This window comes from Nonomuraea glycinis, assembly GCF_014646515.1.
GTDB classification, from domain to species: domain Bacteria; phylum Actinomycetota; class Actinomycetes; order Streptosporangiales; family Streptosporangiaceae; genus Nonomuraea; species Nonomuraea glycinis.
The window spans coordinates 133361-148010 of the sequence record NZ_BMNK01000008.1 but is presented as its reverse complement, the minus strand read 5'-3'; the positions used below and the strand labels follow the sequence as shown (position 1 = coordinate 148010).

The window sequence follows — 14650 nt, the reverse complement described above, 5'->3', positions numbered from 1 at the left end:
ATTCGCCCTTGATCGGGGCGGGAATCAAAGCGGCTATGAGCACGACTTCTCTGCGCAGGGGCATCCTGCTGGCCGCCATCGTCCCAGCCCTCCTCACCGCCGGCTGCGCCGCCGGCGGCACCGGACAGGCGATGAAGGGCGCGGCCAGTCCGCCGACCGCACCGTCCGACACGGCCACCGACACCGGTCCGCCGGCCGACATGAGCCCGCCCGCCACCGACACCATGAGCCCATCACCGTCCGGCACCATGTCGCCCTCAGGGGGAGCCGACGCGGCGGCGCCCCGCGCCGTCGTCGAAGAGTTCTTCAGCGCGATGGCGGACAAAGACACCGACAAGGCCGTGGCGCTCTTCGCCCCCGACGCGGTGGCGGCGGTGGACGGCGAACCGACGGCGGAGGGCACTGAGGGGTTGCGCAGCCTCATCAAGGGTGAGGAGGAGGAGACCACCGGATCGCCCACGATCGAGGAAGCGATGGTCGTGGACTCCTGGGCCTTCGTCCGTGCGACCAAGGGGGAGGGCGCCGACGAGACGCGGGCGTTCTTCGTGCTCAGCAAGGAGAACAGCGACTGGAAGATCGACCGCCTCATGACCAACAGCGCCTCCTGACGCCTCCGCACGCCGCCGCACCACCCCGCCGCGGTGACCGAGGTCGTCGCCGTCGAGCCGGACCATCTGCTGGCGCGCCGCCGCCGAGCGGGCCGCGGCCACCGCCCCGGTCCGCGTCGTGGTGGTGCCGCGGCAGGCCGACTCGCTGCCGTACGAGGAGGACGCTTTCGACGCGGTGGTGATGTCCCTCGTCCTCTGCTCGGTGCCGGACCAGCTGGTGACGCTCATGGAGGCGCGGCGGGTGCTCAGGCCCGGCGGCGAGCTGCGCTTCTTCGAGCACGTCCGCTCGCCCGGCCCAACGTCGCGTGACCTCGGGTGTCGTACGGGCGTGCGGGGTGGGGTGGGATGCTGTGCGCGGGCGGGTGGGGTTCGCCCGGTGGCGTCGTGGGCGTCAGGTGCCTTTGGGCATGCGTGGGGAGATGCGGCCCTGGTCGACCAAGGACAGGTAGGCGCCGAAAGCGCCCTGGATCCACAGCTGCGCCTGCGTCGTGGTGAGAGTGAGCTCTTCCCCCTCGTGGGAGACGATCACGTAACCGTCCAGGGGGGCACGCCGCCATGCGAGCAGCATCCCCTCGTACACGAGCACGTCGAGCATCCCCGTCAGATATTCGCGGCCGGTGGCGAACACCGCGCGAGCCTCCTCGCTACTCCGCCTGATCCCCGTCTACCCCCGATTGTGCATCGTCCGGACGCGCAATGGGGAGGGGAACCTGAGCGGCTTGGCCGGTGTATTCAGGCCGGAGGTGTGACATGAGGAAATACGTGGTCATCCTGGCCGCCGTCGCCGCGCTCCTCACGGGAGGGCTGCCCGCTTCGGCGGCCGGCGGGTGGGCGGTGACCTATCTGGACCCGGTGCCCGGCGCGCTCGCTCCCGGGACCTCGTACACGATCGGGTTCTGGGTGCTCCAGCACGGGGTTCATCCGTTCGAGGGTGACCTGGGCACGACGGGGCTCACGCTGACCGACGCCAAGGGGCGGCCGACGACCTTCACGGGCACGCCGCTACCGGAGGCGGGGCACTACGTCACCGCCGTGAGCCTGCCGAAGGGGACGTACACGATCGAAGGCGTTCAGGGGATCTTCGCGCCGTACGAGGTCGGCACGCTCACGGTGCCCGGCGGCATCGAGATCCGGCCGGTGCCGCCCGAGCTGCGGGACGCCGGGGCCACGGAGCAGGACCACTGGGGCGCGATCCGGCCGCCGGGCTTCCCGGCGGGCAAGGGGACGCCCGCCCAGACCTCCGCCGCGCCGACCTCGGCCCCTGCCGCCGCGCCGAGCGCCGCACAGGTCGCTGCCGAGCAGGAGTCGGCCACCGCGGTGCAGGAGCGTGTCGCGGGTCAGGAGGGTGGCGGGTTCCCGCCGTACACCCTGTTGCTCGCCGCCGTCGGCGGCGCGCTGTTCACTCTGCTCGCCGTACGGCTGGCGCGTCGCAGGCGTGAGCCGGATCCGTCCGAGCCCTCGGGGAGGTCCTCGGGTGAGACCTCGGAAGGGCTGTCTGACGGGGGCGGGGACGGGCGTTCGGGTGAGGAGGGGGACGTCGTCGTCTTCAACGGGTGAGGGGCTCTCACAGGTCGCGTTCGTGCTTGTCCAGGATGCCCACCGCGACCGTCACCGCGCCGGCCGCGTCGCGGTCCGCGATGGCGCGTAGCAGGTCGTGGTGGGAGGGGTCCGGTTCGAGCGCGGCCTGCTCCATGCTCCGCACGCTGTCGCGCAGTGCCTCGCTCATGCTCCGGTAGAGGTCGCTGAGCAGGGGGTTGTGGGCGGCGTCGGCCACCTTGAGGTGGAAGGCGACGTCGGCGTCCGCGAAGCCGTCCAGGTCGCCCGCCCGCGCGGCGGCGTCCCTGAGCTCCAGCGTCGCCCGTATCCCGGCCAGGTCGTCGTCGTCGCGCTTGGCGGCGGCCAGCCGGGCGGCGACCAGGTCGAGCCCGCGCCGCACGTCGAGGATGTCCAGGGCCGCCGCGGTGTCGAGCCGCCGCCGGAACGCCACCTGGGACTCGTCGGTGGCGGTCACATAGGTGCCGTCGCCCTGCCGGGTGCTCAGCAGGCCGGCGTGCACCAGCACCCGCAGGGCCTCCCGGACCGACAGCCTGCTCATCCCGAGTGTCTGCGCCAGCCGGGTCTCCGAGGGCAGCTTGGTGCCCACCGGCCACGCCCCGCCGGTGATCTGGTCGCGAAGCTGCTGGATGGCGGCGTCCACGAGGGAGGTCCGCGCCACGTTCCGCATGTGCCTCCTTTGATCGCGTGTCCACTTTAGGACGCCGGGTGACCCGTGAGCCCCGGACTGTCCTCCGGACGCCCCGCGAACAGATCTTGTCAGGGTCGCGGATGTCTGAGAAGTTGCACATACTTCTCCACCGTCACGGAGGTCACGCGTGCCACGATTACGCCCGGCCCTCATCGCCGTCGCCCTCATCCTGGGTACGGCCACCCCGGTTCACGCGGGCGCCGGACCCGCGATCACCATCGAGAACGGCCGTACGCAGCCGGTCTTCTCCTATGCTGACGCCGTCCGCGAGCACGTGTACGTCGAGTCGAGTGTCGACAGTGACGCCGACGGCCGGCTCGACCGGGTGCGGGTCGACATCATCAGGCCCAAGGAGTCCGGTCCGGGGCTCAGGGTGCCGGTGGTCATCGACGAGAGCCCCTACTACGACAACTCGGGGCGGGGAAACGAGGCAGAGCGGAAGGTCTACGACGCCGCCGACAATGTCACGAAATTTCCCCTGTACTACGACAACTTCTTCGTGCCGCGCGGCTATGCCGTCCTCAACGTGGACATGCTGGGCACCACCCGTTCCGACGGCTGCCCCGACCTCGGCGGCAAGGCCGACGTGCTGGGCGGCAAGGCGGTCATCGACTGGCTGAACGGCCGGGCCAAGGCGTACCGGGCGGACGGCGCCCCGGCCGTGGCCGACTGGACCACGGGCAAGTCCGCGATGATCGGCAAGTCGTACGACGGCACCCTCGCCAACGCGGTGGCCGCCACCGGCGTGCGCGGCCTGGAGACCATCGTGCCGATCTCGGCGATCAGCTCCTGGTACAAGTACCAGCGCTCGAACGGCGTGATCTACAACTACGACTATGCCTCCTGGCTGGCCAACTACGTCGACACCGACCCCGAGGCCAAGTGCCAGGCGGTCCGCGACCGGATGGACGCCGAGGACGGCGACGACACCGGCGACCACAACGCCTTCTGGGACGAACGCGACTACATCGACGGCCTGCTCGGCGACGCCTCCAAGGTCAGGGCGAGCGTCTTCGTCGTGCACACCACCAACGACCTGAACGTCAAGCCGGACAACTACTCCACCTGGTGGCAGGCGCTGGCCGAGCGGAACGTCCCCCGCAAGATCTGGGTGGGCCAGTACCAGCACGTGGACCCGTTCGACTTCGAGGGCCGCAGGGACCTCTGGGTGGACACGCTGCACCGCTGGTTCGACCGCTGGCTGCACGGCGTACGCAACGGCATCGACCGCGAGCCGCGCGCGGACGTGCAGGTCGGCCCCACGCAGTGGATGACGCAGCGCGACTGGCCGGCCCCGCACGCGCTCAAGGTGGCGCTGCGGCCCGCCGCGGACGGCACGCTCAAGCTGGGGCGGGACCGGAACGCCACCGCCACGTTCACCGACCTGGCGCTGACCGAGTCCGAGCTGGTGGCCGACGTGGGCACGGCCAAGCCCGGCCGGGTCGCGTTCACCACCGGCGCGCTCCCGCTGAGCCTGCGCATGTCCGGCGCCCCCGTCGCCGACCTGCGGGTCAAACTCGACAGGCCCACCTCCAACCTGACCGCCCTGCTCGTCGACTTCGGCGACGACGTCCGCCTCGACTGGCGGCGCGGCCAGGGCATCACCACGCTCACCGACGAGGACTGCCACGGCGAGAGCACCACGGCCGACGACGGCTGCTACCGCAAGGTCGTCACCAACGTGGTGAACCGGCCGCTGGAGATCGTCGCCCGTGGCTGGATCGACGTCCGCAACCGAGACTCGCTGAGCCGGCCCTCGCCGCTGCCCGTGGGGCGGTACGGCCAGGTCAAGTGGCAGACACTGCCGCACGACTACACCTTCAAGAAGGGCCACAGGATCGGGCTGGTGATCGCGGGCACCGACGCGACCTACAGCTCCGAGACGGGCACCGGGGCGAACGTCACGGTGGACCTGGCCAAGAGCAGCGTGGTCCTGCCGTTCGTGCTGGGCACGCCGCTGACGGAGGTGCCGCAGGACGGGTCGAGGTTCCGCGGCCCGCAGGAGCCGAACCTGCCGGAGCCGGAGCCGGGGTTCACGTTCTTCTGAGGTGACGTGTGAAGGCCCTGGGCGCGCAATCGCGGCCAGGGCCCGCACATGTGGCTGGTGCATCCGGTGCGTCATTCGTTCTTAGGGCAGTTGCTCCAATAGCCGCCTCCGTTCGTGTCGGGGATGTACGCGCCTTTGTTGCTGGTGACCGTCCAGGAGACGAGCATCGTGAGGGTGCCGTCGGCGGCCGTGGTGCCCTCGGTGCCGCGGCCGTCGCCGGTGGCCGTGCCGGACCAGCCGATCGTGACCACGCCCGACTCGGTCACGGGCGGCCCGGAACAGCCCGGCCGCTCTGCGGGGGCCGCGACGGTGAAGGTGTTGCCGGAGATCACGATGCCGTTCGAGGCGGTGACCGAGGTCACCTGGCAGTCGCCGGTGCACGACAGCTTGAACGTCCCCGTACGCCGGGTCCCGAGCTGTACGGACTCCGGGGACAGCCGCGCCACCGGGGCGGGCGGCGCCTTCCCGGCCGGTGCGGCGTCGCGCGGCGCCCCGTCCTGAGGGGTGGCCGCCCCGGTGGGCGCGGCCGGGCCGGTCGCCTTGGCCGTGCCCGTGGGCGACCTCTGATCGGTCGCCCCAGCCGTGGGGGCGGCCGACCGCAGGGTGGGGGCCTCCTTGGCGGGGTCGGCGGCCTGGGCCGGGGGAGCCGCCGCGGAAGGGCCGGGCGCCAGGGCCGTCGGGCCGGTCACCGAGGCGGCCTTCCCCGACGTCTGGTGCCGGAAGACGGACCAGGTGAGCCCTCCGGCCACCATCACCAGACCGATCACCAACGCCATCCGGACCAGCCAGCGCAGGGAGATCCGCGCCTCGGGATCGTCCTCGTCAGGCCGCCCCTCCCAGAACTCCTCCCACTGCTCGTCCCCCACCTCCCACACCTGCGACTTACCGGCCTCCGGGACAACCCCCCGCTCAGGCTCCCGAACGCGCGCCCCGCCGGCCTCCTGGGCGGCCACCCGCTCGGGCTCGCGCACCCGCGCCCCGCCGGTCTCCGGGACGACCATCCGCTCGGGCTCCCGGACGCGCGGGGTGTCGGGGTTTCGTACGTTCTGGCGGTCAGGGCTCTGCGTGAACAGGCGGTCGGGCCGGCTCGCACCCGGCCGTGGGGGTTGAAGCGCCCATATCTGCTCGCGCTTCGCCTGCGGGTCCCGTACGGGCGGCGAGGGTCTCACTTGCGCCTGCTCGGCTTCTCGTACGGGACGGTCGGTCTCTCGTACGGGACGGTCGGCTTCTCGTACGGGACGGTCGGCTTCTCGTACGGGACGGTCGGCTTCTCGTACGGGACGGTCGCGTTCCTGTGCGGGACGCTCGCGGGAAGGGCGTTCGCCGGAGAAGACGAGTTTGTCCCCAGGTTCGGCGCTTCGGCGCGGGGTGCTGTCGTCCGGGGCCTCGACCTGGTCGGCGGCTGTCTTGAGGAGCCGGCGGGCGAGGTCGGGCGGCTCCTGCGCTGAACGGCTTTCCTGCCGGGTGGGGGTACGCCGCTGCGACGGGATCTCCGGAAGGCCGGTGGGTCGGTCGCGTAGTTGGTCGGGTCCCGCGAGGGCGGTGGGTCGTTTCCCCTGTTGTTCGGGAACCGTGGGGCCCGGGGGGTGGTGTTCGCCTGGTTGGTGTGCCGTGTCCAGGAGGGCCGTGACGGACGGAGAGAGGGGTTCTCTGCCACGTCGGGTGCCGCCTGCGGGGTCCCGGCTGTGTGGCGTGCCGCCGGTCGCGATGCCTGGGGGAACGCCGGAAGCCGCCGCTGTCGGCGCGGTGGTGGTGATCGCGGCTTGGATGCCGTTGGCCGCCGCCTGCGCGGGGATGTCCTCGCTCGCGGGCCTCAGGGGAGCACCGGGTGCTGTTCCGAAGGGCGCCTTGCCGATGGGGGCGGACAAGGGAACGCCGCCCCTTCCCGGCGTGCCCGCACCGTCTCCCGGCCCGTCCCCTGGCGCGGCGCCGGACGCGATGCTGCCGGACGACACCCTGGAAGGCGTGCCGCCGGTCGCGGCACCTTTGGGGGCACCGGCGGGGGCGGTTGCGGTGAAGGGGGCGGTGCCGGTTCTGGGGGGTTCCTGGCCGGTGGCGGCCGCGCCCGCCACCGGCCAGGAGGGTTCCCTGGTCTCCGTCGTGGGGCCGGGGACCAGGGAGATCATCGCCGGAGGGGGTTCCACCAGGCCGCGGGCCTGGTGGGGGAATCCGTCCGGTCGCCAGAGGGGGTCGTCGGCGGGCAGCGGCCGGCCCCAGGCGGGCTGGTCGCGCAGCGTGCTGGGCACGGCGGCCAGGGGCAGGCGGTGCAGCAGAGTGGTGGCCCGTACGGTCCGAGGAGCCGCCCGGCAGCCCGAGCAGGACAGGATGTGCCGGGCGATCCGGGTACGGTTCCGCCTGCCCGGCGCCTTCGTCCAGTCGGTGACGCGGGTGGCCAGCCGAGGGCACCCCTCGCGGGTCCTGGCCGCGCGGACGGCGGCGAACCACTCCTCCAGGGTGTCGGCCGCCTCGGCGACGATGGCCGCCACCTCGAACGCCTCCGCGTCGAAGATCACGGCGATCTCCGCGTTCGTGAGGCCGTGCCGTACCGACAGATCCAGCAGTTCCCGGTGCGGCCCGTCGAGGGCCATCAGGCCCTCGGGCACCAGGTCGGGGGCCACGCCGGGCCGTGACCACGAGCCCGTGCTGGCCGGCCTGGTCGTCGCGATGGCGGCGCGGTGGGCGCGGGCGAGGGCGTACAGCCAGGGCCGCAGCAGCCGCGGCTCCGCCAGCCGGTCCCCGTGCGCGTGCGCCGACAGCAGCGCGTCGGCGACCGCCAGCTCGGCGTCGGAGCCCGCCAGGGCCGTGCGGCAGTAGTCGTAGAGGTGGCGTCCGTGCTCGTCGCACAGCTCGCCGATGCGCTCGCGCGCCTCGCTCGACAGCGTCCGCCACATCTGATCGACACTCTCCTCACGTCAGCGCGGTGACCCGCGCCCGGCCTCGCCCCGGCCTGCTCCCGGAGAGGCCCGCTAGACGGGCTCCACGGCGGCGGGGTACCGGTCGGGGTCGTTCATGAGGCTTTCCCGTGGGCGGCCGCGCGGTGCGGCGTCCGGTTCAGCGTGACCGGCTTGCCCGTCGCCCGGGACAGCGCCCACCAGGCACTGCACAGGTTGGACGTCAGCAGGACCCGGTCGTTTCCCGCGCCCAGGGTGCCCAGCGCCGGCAGCGTGGCCATGCCGCTGCCGGTGAACAGCAGCACCGCGTCCAACGGCAGCCGGGCCTGCTTGACCTGGTCGACGAGCTCACCGGGAGTCATGGAGTACGGCGCGTAGCCGCCCTGCGCCCGTACCGGCAGCACGCTCGCGATCCGCAGCCCGGCCGCCTTCCAGAACCGCTCCGCCAGCTCGGTGAGCCACGGCTGGTACGGCGAGATCAGGTGGATCTCCTCCAGCCCGAGATGTCCGACCGCCTCCAGGACCGCGACCGTGGCCGAGGCGAACGGCACTCCGCACTCCTCCGTCAGCCGCAGGCACCCTTCGCGGTCCTCGTCGGGGTCGAGCAGGTAGCGAGGGCTGTCGCAGGCCATGATGAGCGCGTCGAGCGGCAGGTCGCCGAAGGAGTAGGCCATCGCGGGCAGCGCCTCGTTGTAGCTCTCCAGCCGTTCGGCCAGCGCCCGGCCGGGCCGTACGGGGAAGCGGCTGACGTGCATGTCGGCCCGGGAGCCGAGCAGGCGGGTCAGCTCGGGCTCCGCCGACGGGTTGCCGGGCGGCACCATCACGCCCACCCTGCCCCGGCTCATTCTGACCTCCCGCGTCGCTGTCGGTGCGGCCGGCGCCGGTGCACGGACCCGACCGTGGCCACCGGCGTCCGCCGTTCGCGTGCGGCGACGCCGTGCGGCGGCCGGTACGGGCCACGAACCTCGTCAGTGCGCATCATCACTCCTGTCGGTGCCGGTTCGCCCCGGCTACGGGGAGGCCGGGGTGAGCGGGCGGATCATCACGCCTAGGCGGCGTAGCTGTCCGCTGGGATGGCGGGGACGGAATCCAGGAGGAAGCCGGGTGGCCGGTTGGGCACACTGGCCGCGACCATGCGCTCCGACAGGCCCGTGGTCAGGCGGGTGAGGCCGATGCTCGGCGGCGCCTGCCCGCCGGCGACCGTGGTGGCGACCCGGCCCGCCAGGGACAGGTGCTCGCCGCAGCGCTGCCGCACCGTGGCCTCCAGCCCGGCGACCTGCGCCAGCCTGAGCCGCAACGGCTCCAGCGAGGCGATGCGCTGCAGGCCGTCGAGGTCGGCCAGCCGGCCGGGCCAGCGCAGCTCCTCGCGGATGCGGGCTTCCACCTCGGGGACGATCCGTTCGGCCGGCAGCCCTTCCTGGCACAGCCGGGTGGCGATGGTGACGGCCATGAAGGACGTCAGGTCGAAGTCGGCGAGCCGCCCCGCCAGGGCGGCGTGCAGCACCCTGACGCGGTGCGTCAGGCAGTCGGCACTCCAGCCGAGCACGAGCAGGCGGTCGGTGCCCGTCTCGGTGTGCCAGCCGGCGAGCCGGAGCTCGTGAGCCATCCGATGGTAGATGCTCCACCGGTCACCGTCGCCGTCGATCCAGATCTGGACGCCGCCTAGTGGCAGATCCGTGACATGGATCGGCGTGCCTTCGGGTGTTGCCCGGGCGCAGATGCGCTCGACCACCCGCTCGTGTGCCGGTGGAGCCGTATTCCTGGTGAACCAGGGACTGACCTGGTGATCAACGGTCACGTCCTGCCACCTCCCTGTCGGGCCCCGAGAAGAGGCTCCGGCTGTCAGGTATCAGTTTCCACGTGTCGTACGATACTGGCCAAAGGCACGATGCGGTGTCAACTCTCAGTTTTCGGATTACGTGAGGCGCGGAATGCGGCGACAATGAGCTGTAGCGGGCAGGCGGTTGCGTGCCCGACCAGGCCAACGCCGGAAGAGCGTTCACGGGTAGCAGGAGGATCGCGTGGCGAAGTTCGCTGAGCGGCTGGATCTCGCGCTGAACAAGCGGAGTTTCACAGGTGCTCAAGTCGCTGCCGCCCTCACCGAGGCCGGCATCCCCATCACCCGCGCGTACGTCAGCCAGTTGCGCACCGGCAAGCAGACCAACCCGACGCTTCAGGTGCTCCGGGCGCTGGCCGCTTCCCTGCAGGTGAGCGTGGGGTGGCTGGTGGGTGAGGATTATGTGGAGTCCGGCACGGTTGACGATCTGCAACTGCGGGCGGGCGGGATCGGCCTGACCGCCTCCGGGCTCTCCGAGGAGTCAATGGCCGTGCTGCGGGGGGTCATCGAGCTCGCACGCCAGGCCGAGGGGCTGCCCGAGCATCCGGAGCCCGCCATGGAGATCCCCGACGCGGCCGCGCCGCTTCGCGAGCCGATGCGTCAGGCGCTCGGCGAGCGGCTCCGCTCCCTGCGGCTGGCCTCGCAGCTGTCGCCGGAGAAGGTGGAGACCGCGCTCGGCAAGGGCTCCGTGGCGGTCGAGGCGATCGAGGAGGGCAGGCTCGCGCCCGCCCCGGCCACCGTCGAACGCCTCCTCACCCTCTACGGCGTCTCCCCGATGCCGGCCCGCGAATACGTGCTGTCGCTGGCCCGGGGCGAACGCGAGCTGGAGTGGTACGACTCCGACTGGGTTCCCGTGTGGCTGGCCACGACCTGTGCCATCGACGCCCGCGCCTCGGTCATCCGCACCTACCACACCCACTTCGTCCCGCCGCTGCTGCAGACGGAGACGTACGCGCTGGCGGCGATCGCGGCGATGGACATGGGCTCGTTCCGGCAGACCACGGCCGACGCGGCGGTGGACATCCTGGTGGCCCGCCAGAAGCTGATCGGCAGCCCGGGCGGGCCGGTCGTGTGGGCGGTCATGGACGAGGGCGTCCTGCTCCGCTCGATCGCCACCCCGCAGGTGATGCTCGACCAGCTCGACCGGCTGATCGAGTACACCAAGCGGCCCAACATCTCGCTGCACATCGTGCCGATGGAGGATCCGGCCTACGTGCCCCGCACGGGTCCGTTCACCCTGTGGCGCTTCCCCGAGGCGTTCGAGCCGGACATCGCCTGCTCCCACGCGCTCGAAGCCGACGAGCTGATCACCGACGCGGTGATCGTCGAGGCCTATCACCAGGCGTTCGCCAAGCTCTCGGTGACCACGACCACCCGCGACGAGACGCTTGACCTGCTCTACTCCCATCGGGAACGGCTTTCCCGGGCCCCGGCGAATGAGATCATTCGCGAGCACTGATAGTGAAAAGCCATATTTCCTGAAACAACTTCGGCATGTGTTGTTTTGTATGGTCTTTTCGGGATCATTATTGACTTGGTCATCCGAGTGGGGTCAGAGACCGGAAGTATCTTTCCCATGAAAGTGGCGAGGGGAAAGGGGCGGGACTGAATGCGTCAACGTGCCATCCGTAATCTGGCCAATCTGGACACCGCGCATGCCAGGGTCACCCGGATACTCGACGCCGCCACCGGCGGCAAGAACAATTTCCGGGCGGACAGAGACGCGGTGCACCGTTACGACGTCTCCGCCGCCGTCACCACGGCGGCCGCGCGGGCGATCCAGGGCTATCTGTCGCGAGCCGTACGTCATCTGGCCATGGTGGGCATCGACCAGTTCCTGGTCGTCGGCAGTGGGGTGCCGAGCGGCCTGCCGCAGGGCCGCCAGCTGCACGACATCGCCCGCGAGAAGCCGAGCGAGTCCTGCGCCCGGGTCGTCTACATCGAGAGCGATCCGATGGTGCTGGCCAACGCGCAGGCCACCATCGAGCCCATCACCGACCTGGTCCGGGTGGTCGAGGGTGACGTGCGGGAGTTCGACGAGATCCTCGACGACCGCATCGTGCGCACCTTCGTGGACTGGAACAAGCCGATGGCGTGGCTGCTGGTCTCCACGCACAGCCTCAGCGACGACGAGCAGGCCCGGCACATCATCAAGCGGCTGCGCCAGTCCGTGCCCGTAGGGAGCTATCTGGCCCTGCTGCAGACCACCTTCGACGGCATCCCCGCCGAGCTGCTGCCGGCGATCAACGATCTGCTGGCGATGACCCTGCCCGGACACGCGGTCCGCGCCCGCGAGGAGGTGGAGGCGCTGCTGGACGGCCTGGACCTGCTGGAGCCCGGACTGGTGTGGGTCCCGCAGTGGCGGCCCGACCGGGACACCACCGACTGCGCGGACCAGCCGTCGGCCTCGGGCAACTACGCGGCGGTGGCCCGCCTGCCCTGAGCGGCGAGCCCCACCGCCGGGCCGGTGCCGCTCTCGTGGGAGAGGCCGGTGTCAGTCCCACCAGAAGGACCAGGTGTGACCGCCGATGATCTGCTCGGCGTACCCCTGAAGATCCCCCGCCCCCTGCACCACGTTGTCGGGGCAGAACGCCCAGTGCTCCGCCGCGACGTGCAGCGCGTGCTCCGGCTCGACCGGTGGCGCGGCCACGCTCAGCTCCAGGGTGTTGAAGCCGACGCACACCACCCGGACCCCGAACCGGTCCTCCCAGCTGCGCACCACCGCCGCCAGCGGCACCATCCACTCGTTGTGGTGCAGCGCCCCCTGCCAGCCCATCACGGCCAGCGCGTCGGCGCTGCGGGTGGCGGCGACCAGGCCGAGCGGCATGCCCTGGTCCGCGAGCTCCCCGGCGTACCAGTCGGCGACGGCGTCCGGATCGGCCACCGGCACGCCCGGCGGCGCGGGCCCCGGGCAGAGCGCGCCGTAGGGATACAGCTCGTCCAGGGCCGCCTGCGGCATCTTCGACACCCACTCCTGCCACACCTCGGTCATGAACCCCTCGGCGGTGAAGTGCTCGATCAGCATCGGCTCGTCGGGCACCACCTGGCCCACCGACCAGGGCTGGGCCGACTCGTCCAGCAGGACCGGCCAGAGGCCGCTGCGGCGGTGCTCGGCGCGGAAACGGCGCCACTCCTGCGCGCTCACCGGCTCGTCGCTCAGCCAGAACGCGGGCCGCGCCGCCTGGCCCTGCCCCGTGTAGCCAGGGTCGGGCCAGACCACGGCCCCCTCGGGCAGGCCGATCGACAGGGATCGCCCCCTGCCCCCATCGGCGAACAGCCGGCACAGCTCGCGCGGGAGCTGATGATCGTTCATGCCCTACCGTTCCGATACCGAATCCTGTCTCGGAGATGGTAATGCCGCCGCTGCCTTCAGGACTTTTGTCCCGGCCGATCCCGTATCCACGAATCTTCCGGGCCATGCCGGTGTCGGCGACCGTGGACGCATGAGAACTCTGCTGACGCTGGCCGTACTGCTCACAGCGTGTGCCACGACCGACACCGGGCCGGGCGCCCGCTCCGATCCCGCGGCCGTGACGACGAGTGCTGGGACGGGTGCCCGGCCTGATCCCGCGGTCGTGATGACGGACGCCGGCGCGGTCCGTGGCGCTGCCACCGGACGGCATCGGCTGTTCCAGGGCATCCGCTATGCCACGGCGGCGCGCTGGGACGCGCCGCGGCCCGCGCCCGCGTGGCGAGGCGTCAAGGACGCCACCCGGCCGGGCGCCATGTGCCCGCAGGTGGGCTCTGTCTACGCGCCGATCCGCAGTGAGACGGAGGACTGCCTGTTCTTGAACGTGACCACGCCGGCCAAGGCGGCGACGGGACGGCCGGTGATGGTGTGGGTGCACGGCGACGGCGCGCTGGGCGCCGGGCACTTCTCCGACGCGCGCAAGCCGGCCGATCGGGGCGTGGTGGTCGTGACGATCAACTACCGGCTGGGCGTCTTCAGTGGTTTCGGTCATCCGGGGCTGCGCGACTCCGGCACCTATGGGCTGCAGGACCAGCTGGAGGCACTGCGCTGGGTACGGCGCAACGCGGCGGCCTTCGGCGGCGACCCGCGCAACGTGACGGTCTTCGGTGTCTCCTACGGCGCGCTGGCGATCGGCGGGCTGCTCACCGCGCCGGCCGCGAAAGGACTGTTCGACCGGGCGATCATGCAGAGCGGCGAGACCATGATGGACATGCCCGCCGGGAGCATGGTGCCGGGCCTGCCCGCCCAGCCGTCGTTCGCCTGGCGGAGCGAGGCGGAGGTGATCGCCATGGGGGAGCACTTCGCCGGTCAGCTCGGCTGCTCCGACCTGGCCTGCCTGCGCCGGCTGCCGGTCAGGAAGATTCTCGACGTGCCGCAGATCATGAACGCCTTCCAGAGCTACGCCTACGGCAACGGCGTGCTGCCGGACTCTCCGGCCACGGCCATCCGCGAGGGACGCTTCCACCGGGTGCCGGTGCTGGCGGGCGCGACCCGGGACGAGCACAGCCTGTTCGTCGCGATGAACTACGACATGCAGGGCAAAACTCCAGATTATTCAGCTCTGGTACGGGAAGCGTTCGGCAAGAAAGCCCCGCATATTCTCCGGAAATATCCGGTAAATCGGTATAAGTCCCCCAGTTTGGCGTGGTCCGCCGTCCTCACCGACCGGATGTGGGCCCGTGCCACCCACGAGCAGAACACACTCCTGGCCCAGCACGTCCCCGTGTACGGCTACGAGTTCGCCGACCGGAAGGCGCCGATGTTCCTGCCGCTGGAGGCCGGCTTCGCGTGGGGGGCCTACCACGCCGCCGACCTGCCGTACCTCTTCGAGGACGGGAAAGTGACCCTGGCGGCGGGCCAGCGGAAGCTGTCCGGCCAGATGATCGGCTACTGGACGAACTTCGCCCGCGGCGGTGACCCGAACGGGCCTGGCCTGCCCTCCTGGCCACGCCTGCCGGACGGCACGCTGTCCCTGGAACCCGGCGCCGTCCGGCCCGTCGACTACGCTGCCAGGCACCAGCTGAGCTTCTGGAAGTGACGGTTGCGGGACG

12 protein-coding genes and 1 pseudogene are annotated in these 14650 nt (G+C 71.4%); 7 read left to right on the top strand and 6 right to left on the bottom strand.

Annotation, left to right across the window (positions count from 1 at the left end; genetic code table 11):
- Positions 1 to 35 precede the first annotated feature (35 nt).
- Positions 36 to 608, top strand: a complete 573-nt coding sequence (locus tag IEY87_RS23255) for a YybH family protein (RefSeq protein WP_189140862.1) — start codon at positions 36 to 38, stop codon at positions 606 to 608.
- Positions 609 to 726: 118 nt separating this feature from the next.
- A pseudogene (locus tag IEY87_RS47215) lies at positions 727 to 831 on the top strand (methyltransferase domain-containing protein); the annotation flags it as partial.
- Between the two features lie 168 nt (positions 832 to 999).
- Here the strand turns inward: IEY87_RS47215 and IEY87_RS45925 are convergent.
- Positions 1000 to 1236, bottom strand: a complete 237-nt coding sequence (locus IEY87_RS45925) for a hypothetical protein (RefSeq protein WP_225277543.1) — start codon at positions 1234 to 1236, stop codon at positions 1000 to 1002.
- A 122-nt stretch (positions 1237 to 1358) separates the two neighbouring features.
- Between IEY87_RS45925 and IEY87_RS23245 the strand changes: the two genes are divergently transcribed.
- Positions 1359 to 2165, top strand: coding sequence for a hypothetical protein (locus IEY87_RS23245; RefSeq protein ID WP_189140861.1), 807 nt, complete (start codon positions 1359 to 1361; stop codon positions 2163 to 2165).
- 7 nt (positions 2166 to 2172) lie between these two features.
- On the opposite strand, the gene IEY87_RS23240 is transcribed toward IEY87_RS23245, so the two are convergent.
- Complete coding sequence (locus IEY87_RS23240; protein ID WP_189140860.1) at positions 2173 to 2832, bottom strand: FadR/GntR family transcriptional regulator; 660 nt, start codon at positions 2830 to 2832, stop codon at positions 2173 to 2175.
- Positions 2833 to 2980: 148 nt separating this feature from the next.
- Here IEY87_RS23240 and IEY87_RS23235 point away from each other — a divergent pair, with 148 nt between their 5' ends.
- Positions 2981 to 4900, top strand: a complete 1920-nt coding sequence (locus IEY87_RS23235; RefSeq protein ID WP_189140859.1) for a Xaa-Pro dipeptidyl-peptidase — start codon at positions 2981 to 2983, stop codon at positions 4898 to 4900.
- A gap of 71 nt (positions 4901 to 4971) precedes the next feature.
- Here the strand turns inward: IEY87_RS23235 and IEY87_RS23230 are convergent, their stop codons facing one another.
- The 3 genes from IEY87_RS23230 to IEY87_RS23220 form a co-directional block, all read right to left on the bottom strand.
- Entirely contained in the window at positions 4972 to 7791 is a 2820-nt protein-coding gene (locus IEY87_RS23230; protein WP_189140858.1) for a hypothetical protein, read from the bottom strand.
- Positions 7792 to 7907: 116 nt separating this feature from the next.
- Positions 7908 to 8636, bottom strand: a complete 729-nt coding sequence (locus IEY87_RS23225; RefSeq protein WP_189140857.1) for a maleate cis-trans isomerase family protein — start codon at positions 8634 to 8636, stop codon at positions 7908 to 7910.
- 203 nt (positions 8637 to 8839) lie between these two features.
- Positions 8840 to 9589, bottom strand: coding sequence for a hypothetical protein (locus IEY87_RS23220; protein ID WP_189140856.1), 750 nt, complete (start codon positions 9587 to 9589; stop codon positions 8840 to 8842).
- A gap of 223 nt (positions 9590 to 9812) precedes the next feature.
- On the opposite strand from IEY87_RS23220, the gene IEY87_RS23215 reads away from it, so the two are divergent.
- Positions 9813 to 11087 (top strand): helix-turn-helix domain-containing protein, encoded by a 1275-nt coding sequence (locus tag IEY87_RS23215; protein WP_189140855.1) that lies wholly within the window; start codon positions 9813 to 9815, stop codon positions 11085 to 11087.
- Between the two features lie 150 nt (positions 11088 to 11237).
- Positions 11238 to 12071: an SAM-dependent methyltransferase gene (locus tag IEY87_RS23210; RefSeq protein ID WP_189140854.1), complete on the top strand. Its 834-nt coding sequence runs from the start codon at positions 11238 to 11240 to the stop codon at positions 12069 to 12071.
- Between the two features lie 51 nt (positions 12072 to 12122).
- Here IEY87_RS23210 and IEY87_RS23205 read toward each other — a convergent pair whose 3' ends face one another.
- Positions 12123 to 12941, bottom strand: coding sequence for a DUF4253 domain-containing protein (locus IEY87_RS23205; protein WP_189140853.1), 819 nt, complete (start codon positions 12939 to 12941; stop codon positions 12123 to 12125).
- A gap of 130 nt (positions 12942 to 13071) precedes the next feature.
- Between IEY87_RS23205 and IEY87_RS23200 the strand changes: the two genes are divergently transcribed.
- Positions 13072 to 14637: a carboxylesterase/lipase family protein gene (locus IEY87_RS23200; protein ID WP_189140852.1), complete on the top strand. Its 1566-nt coding sequence runs from the start codon at positions 13072 to 13074 to the stop codon at positions 14635 to 14637.
- Positions 14638 to 14650 lie beyond the last annotated feature (13 nt).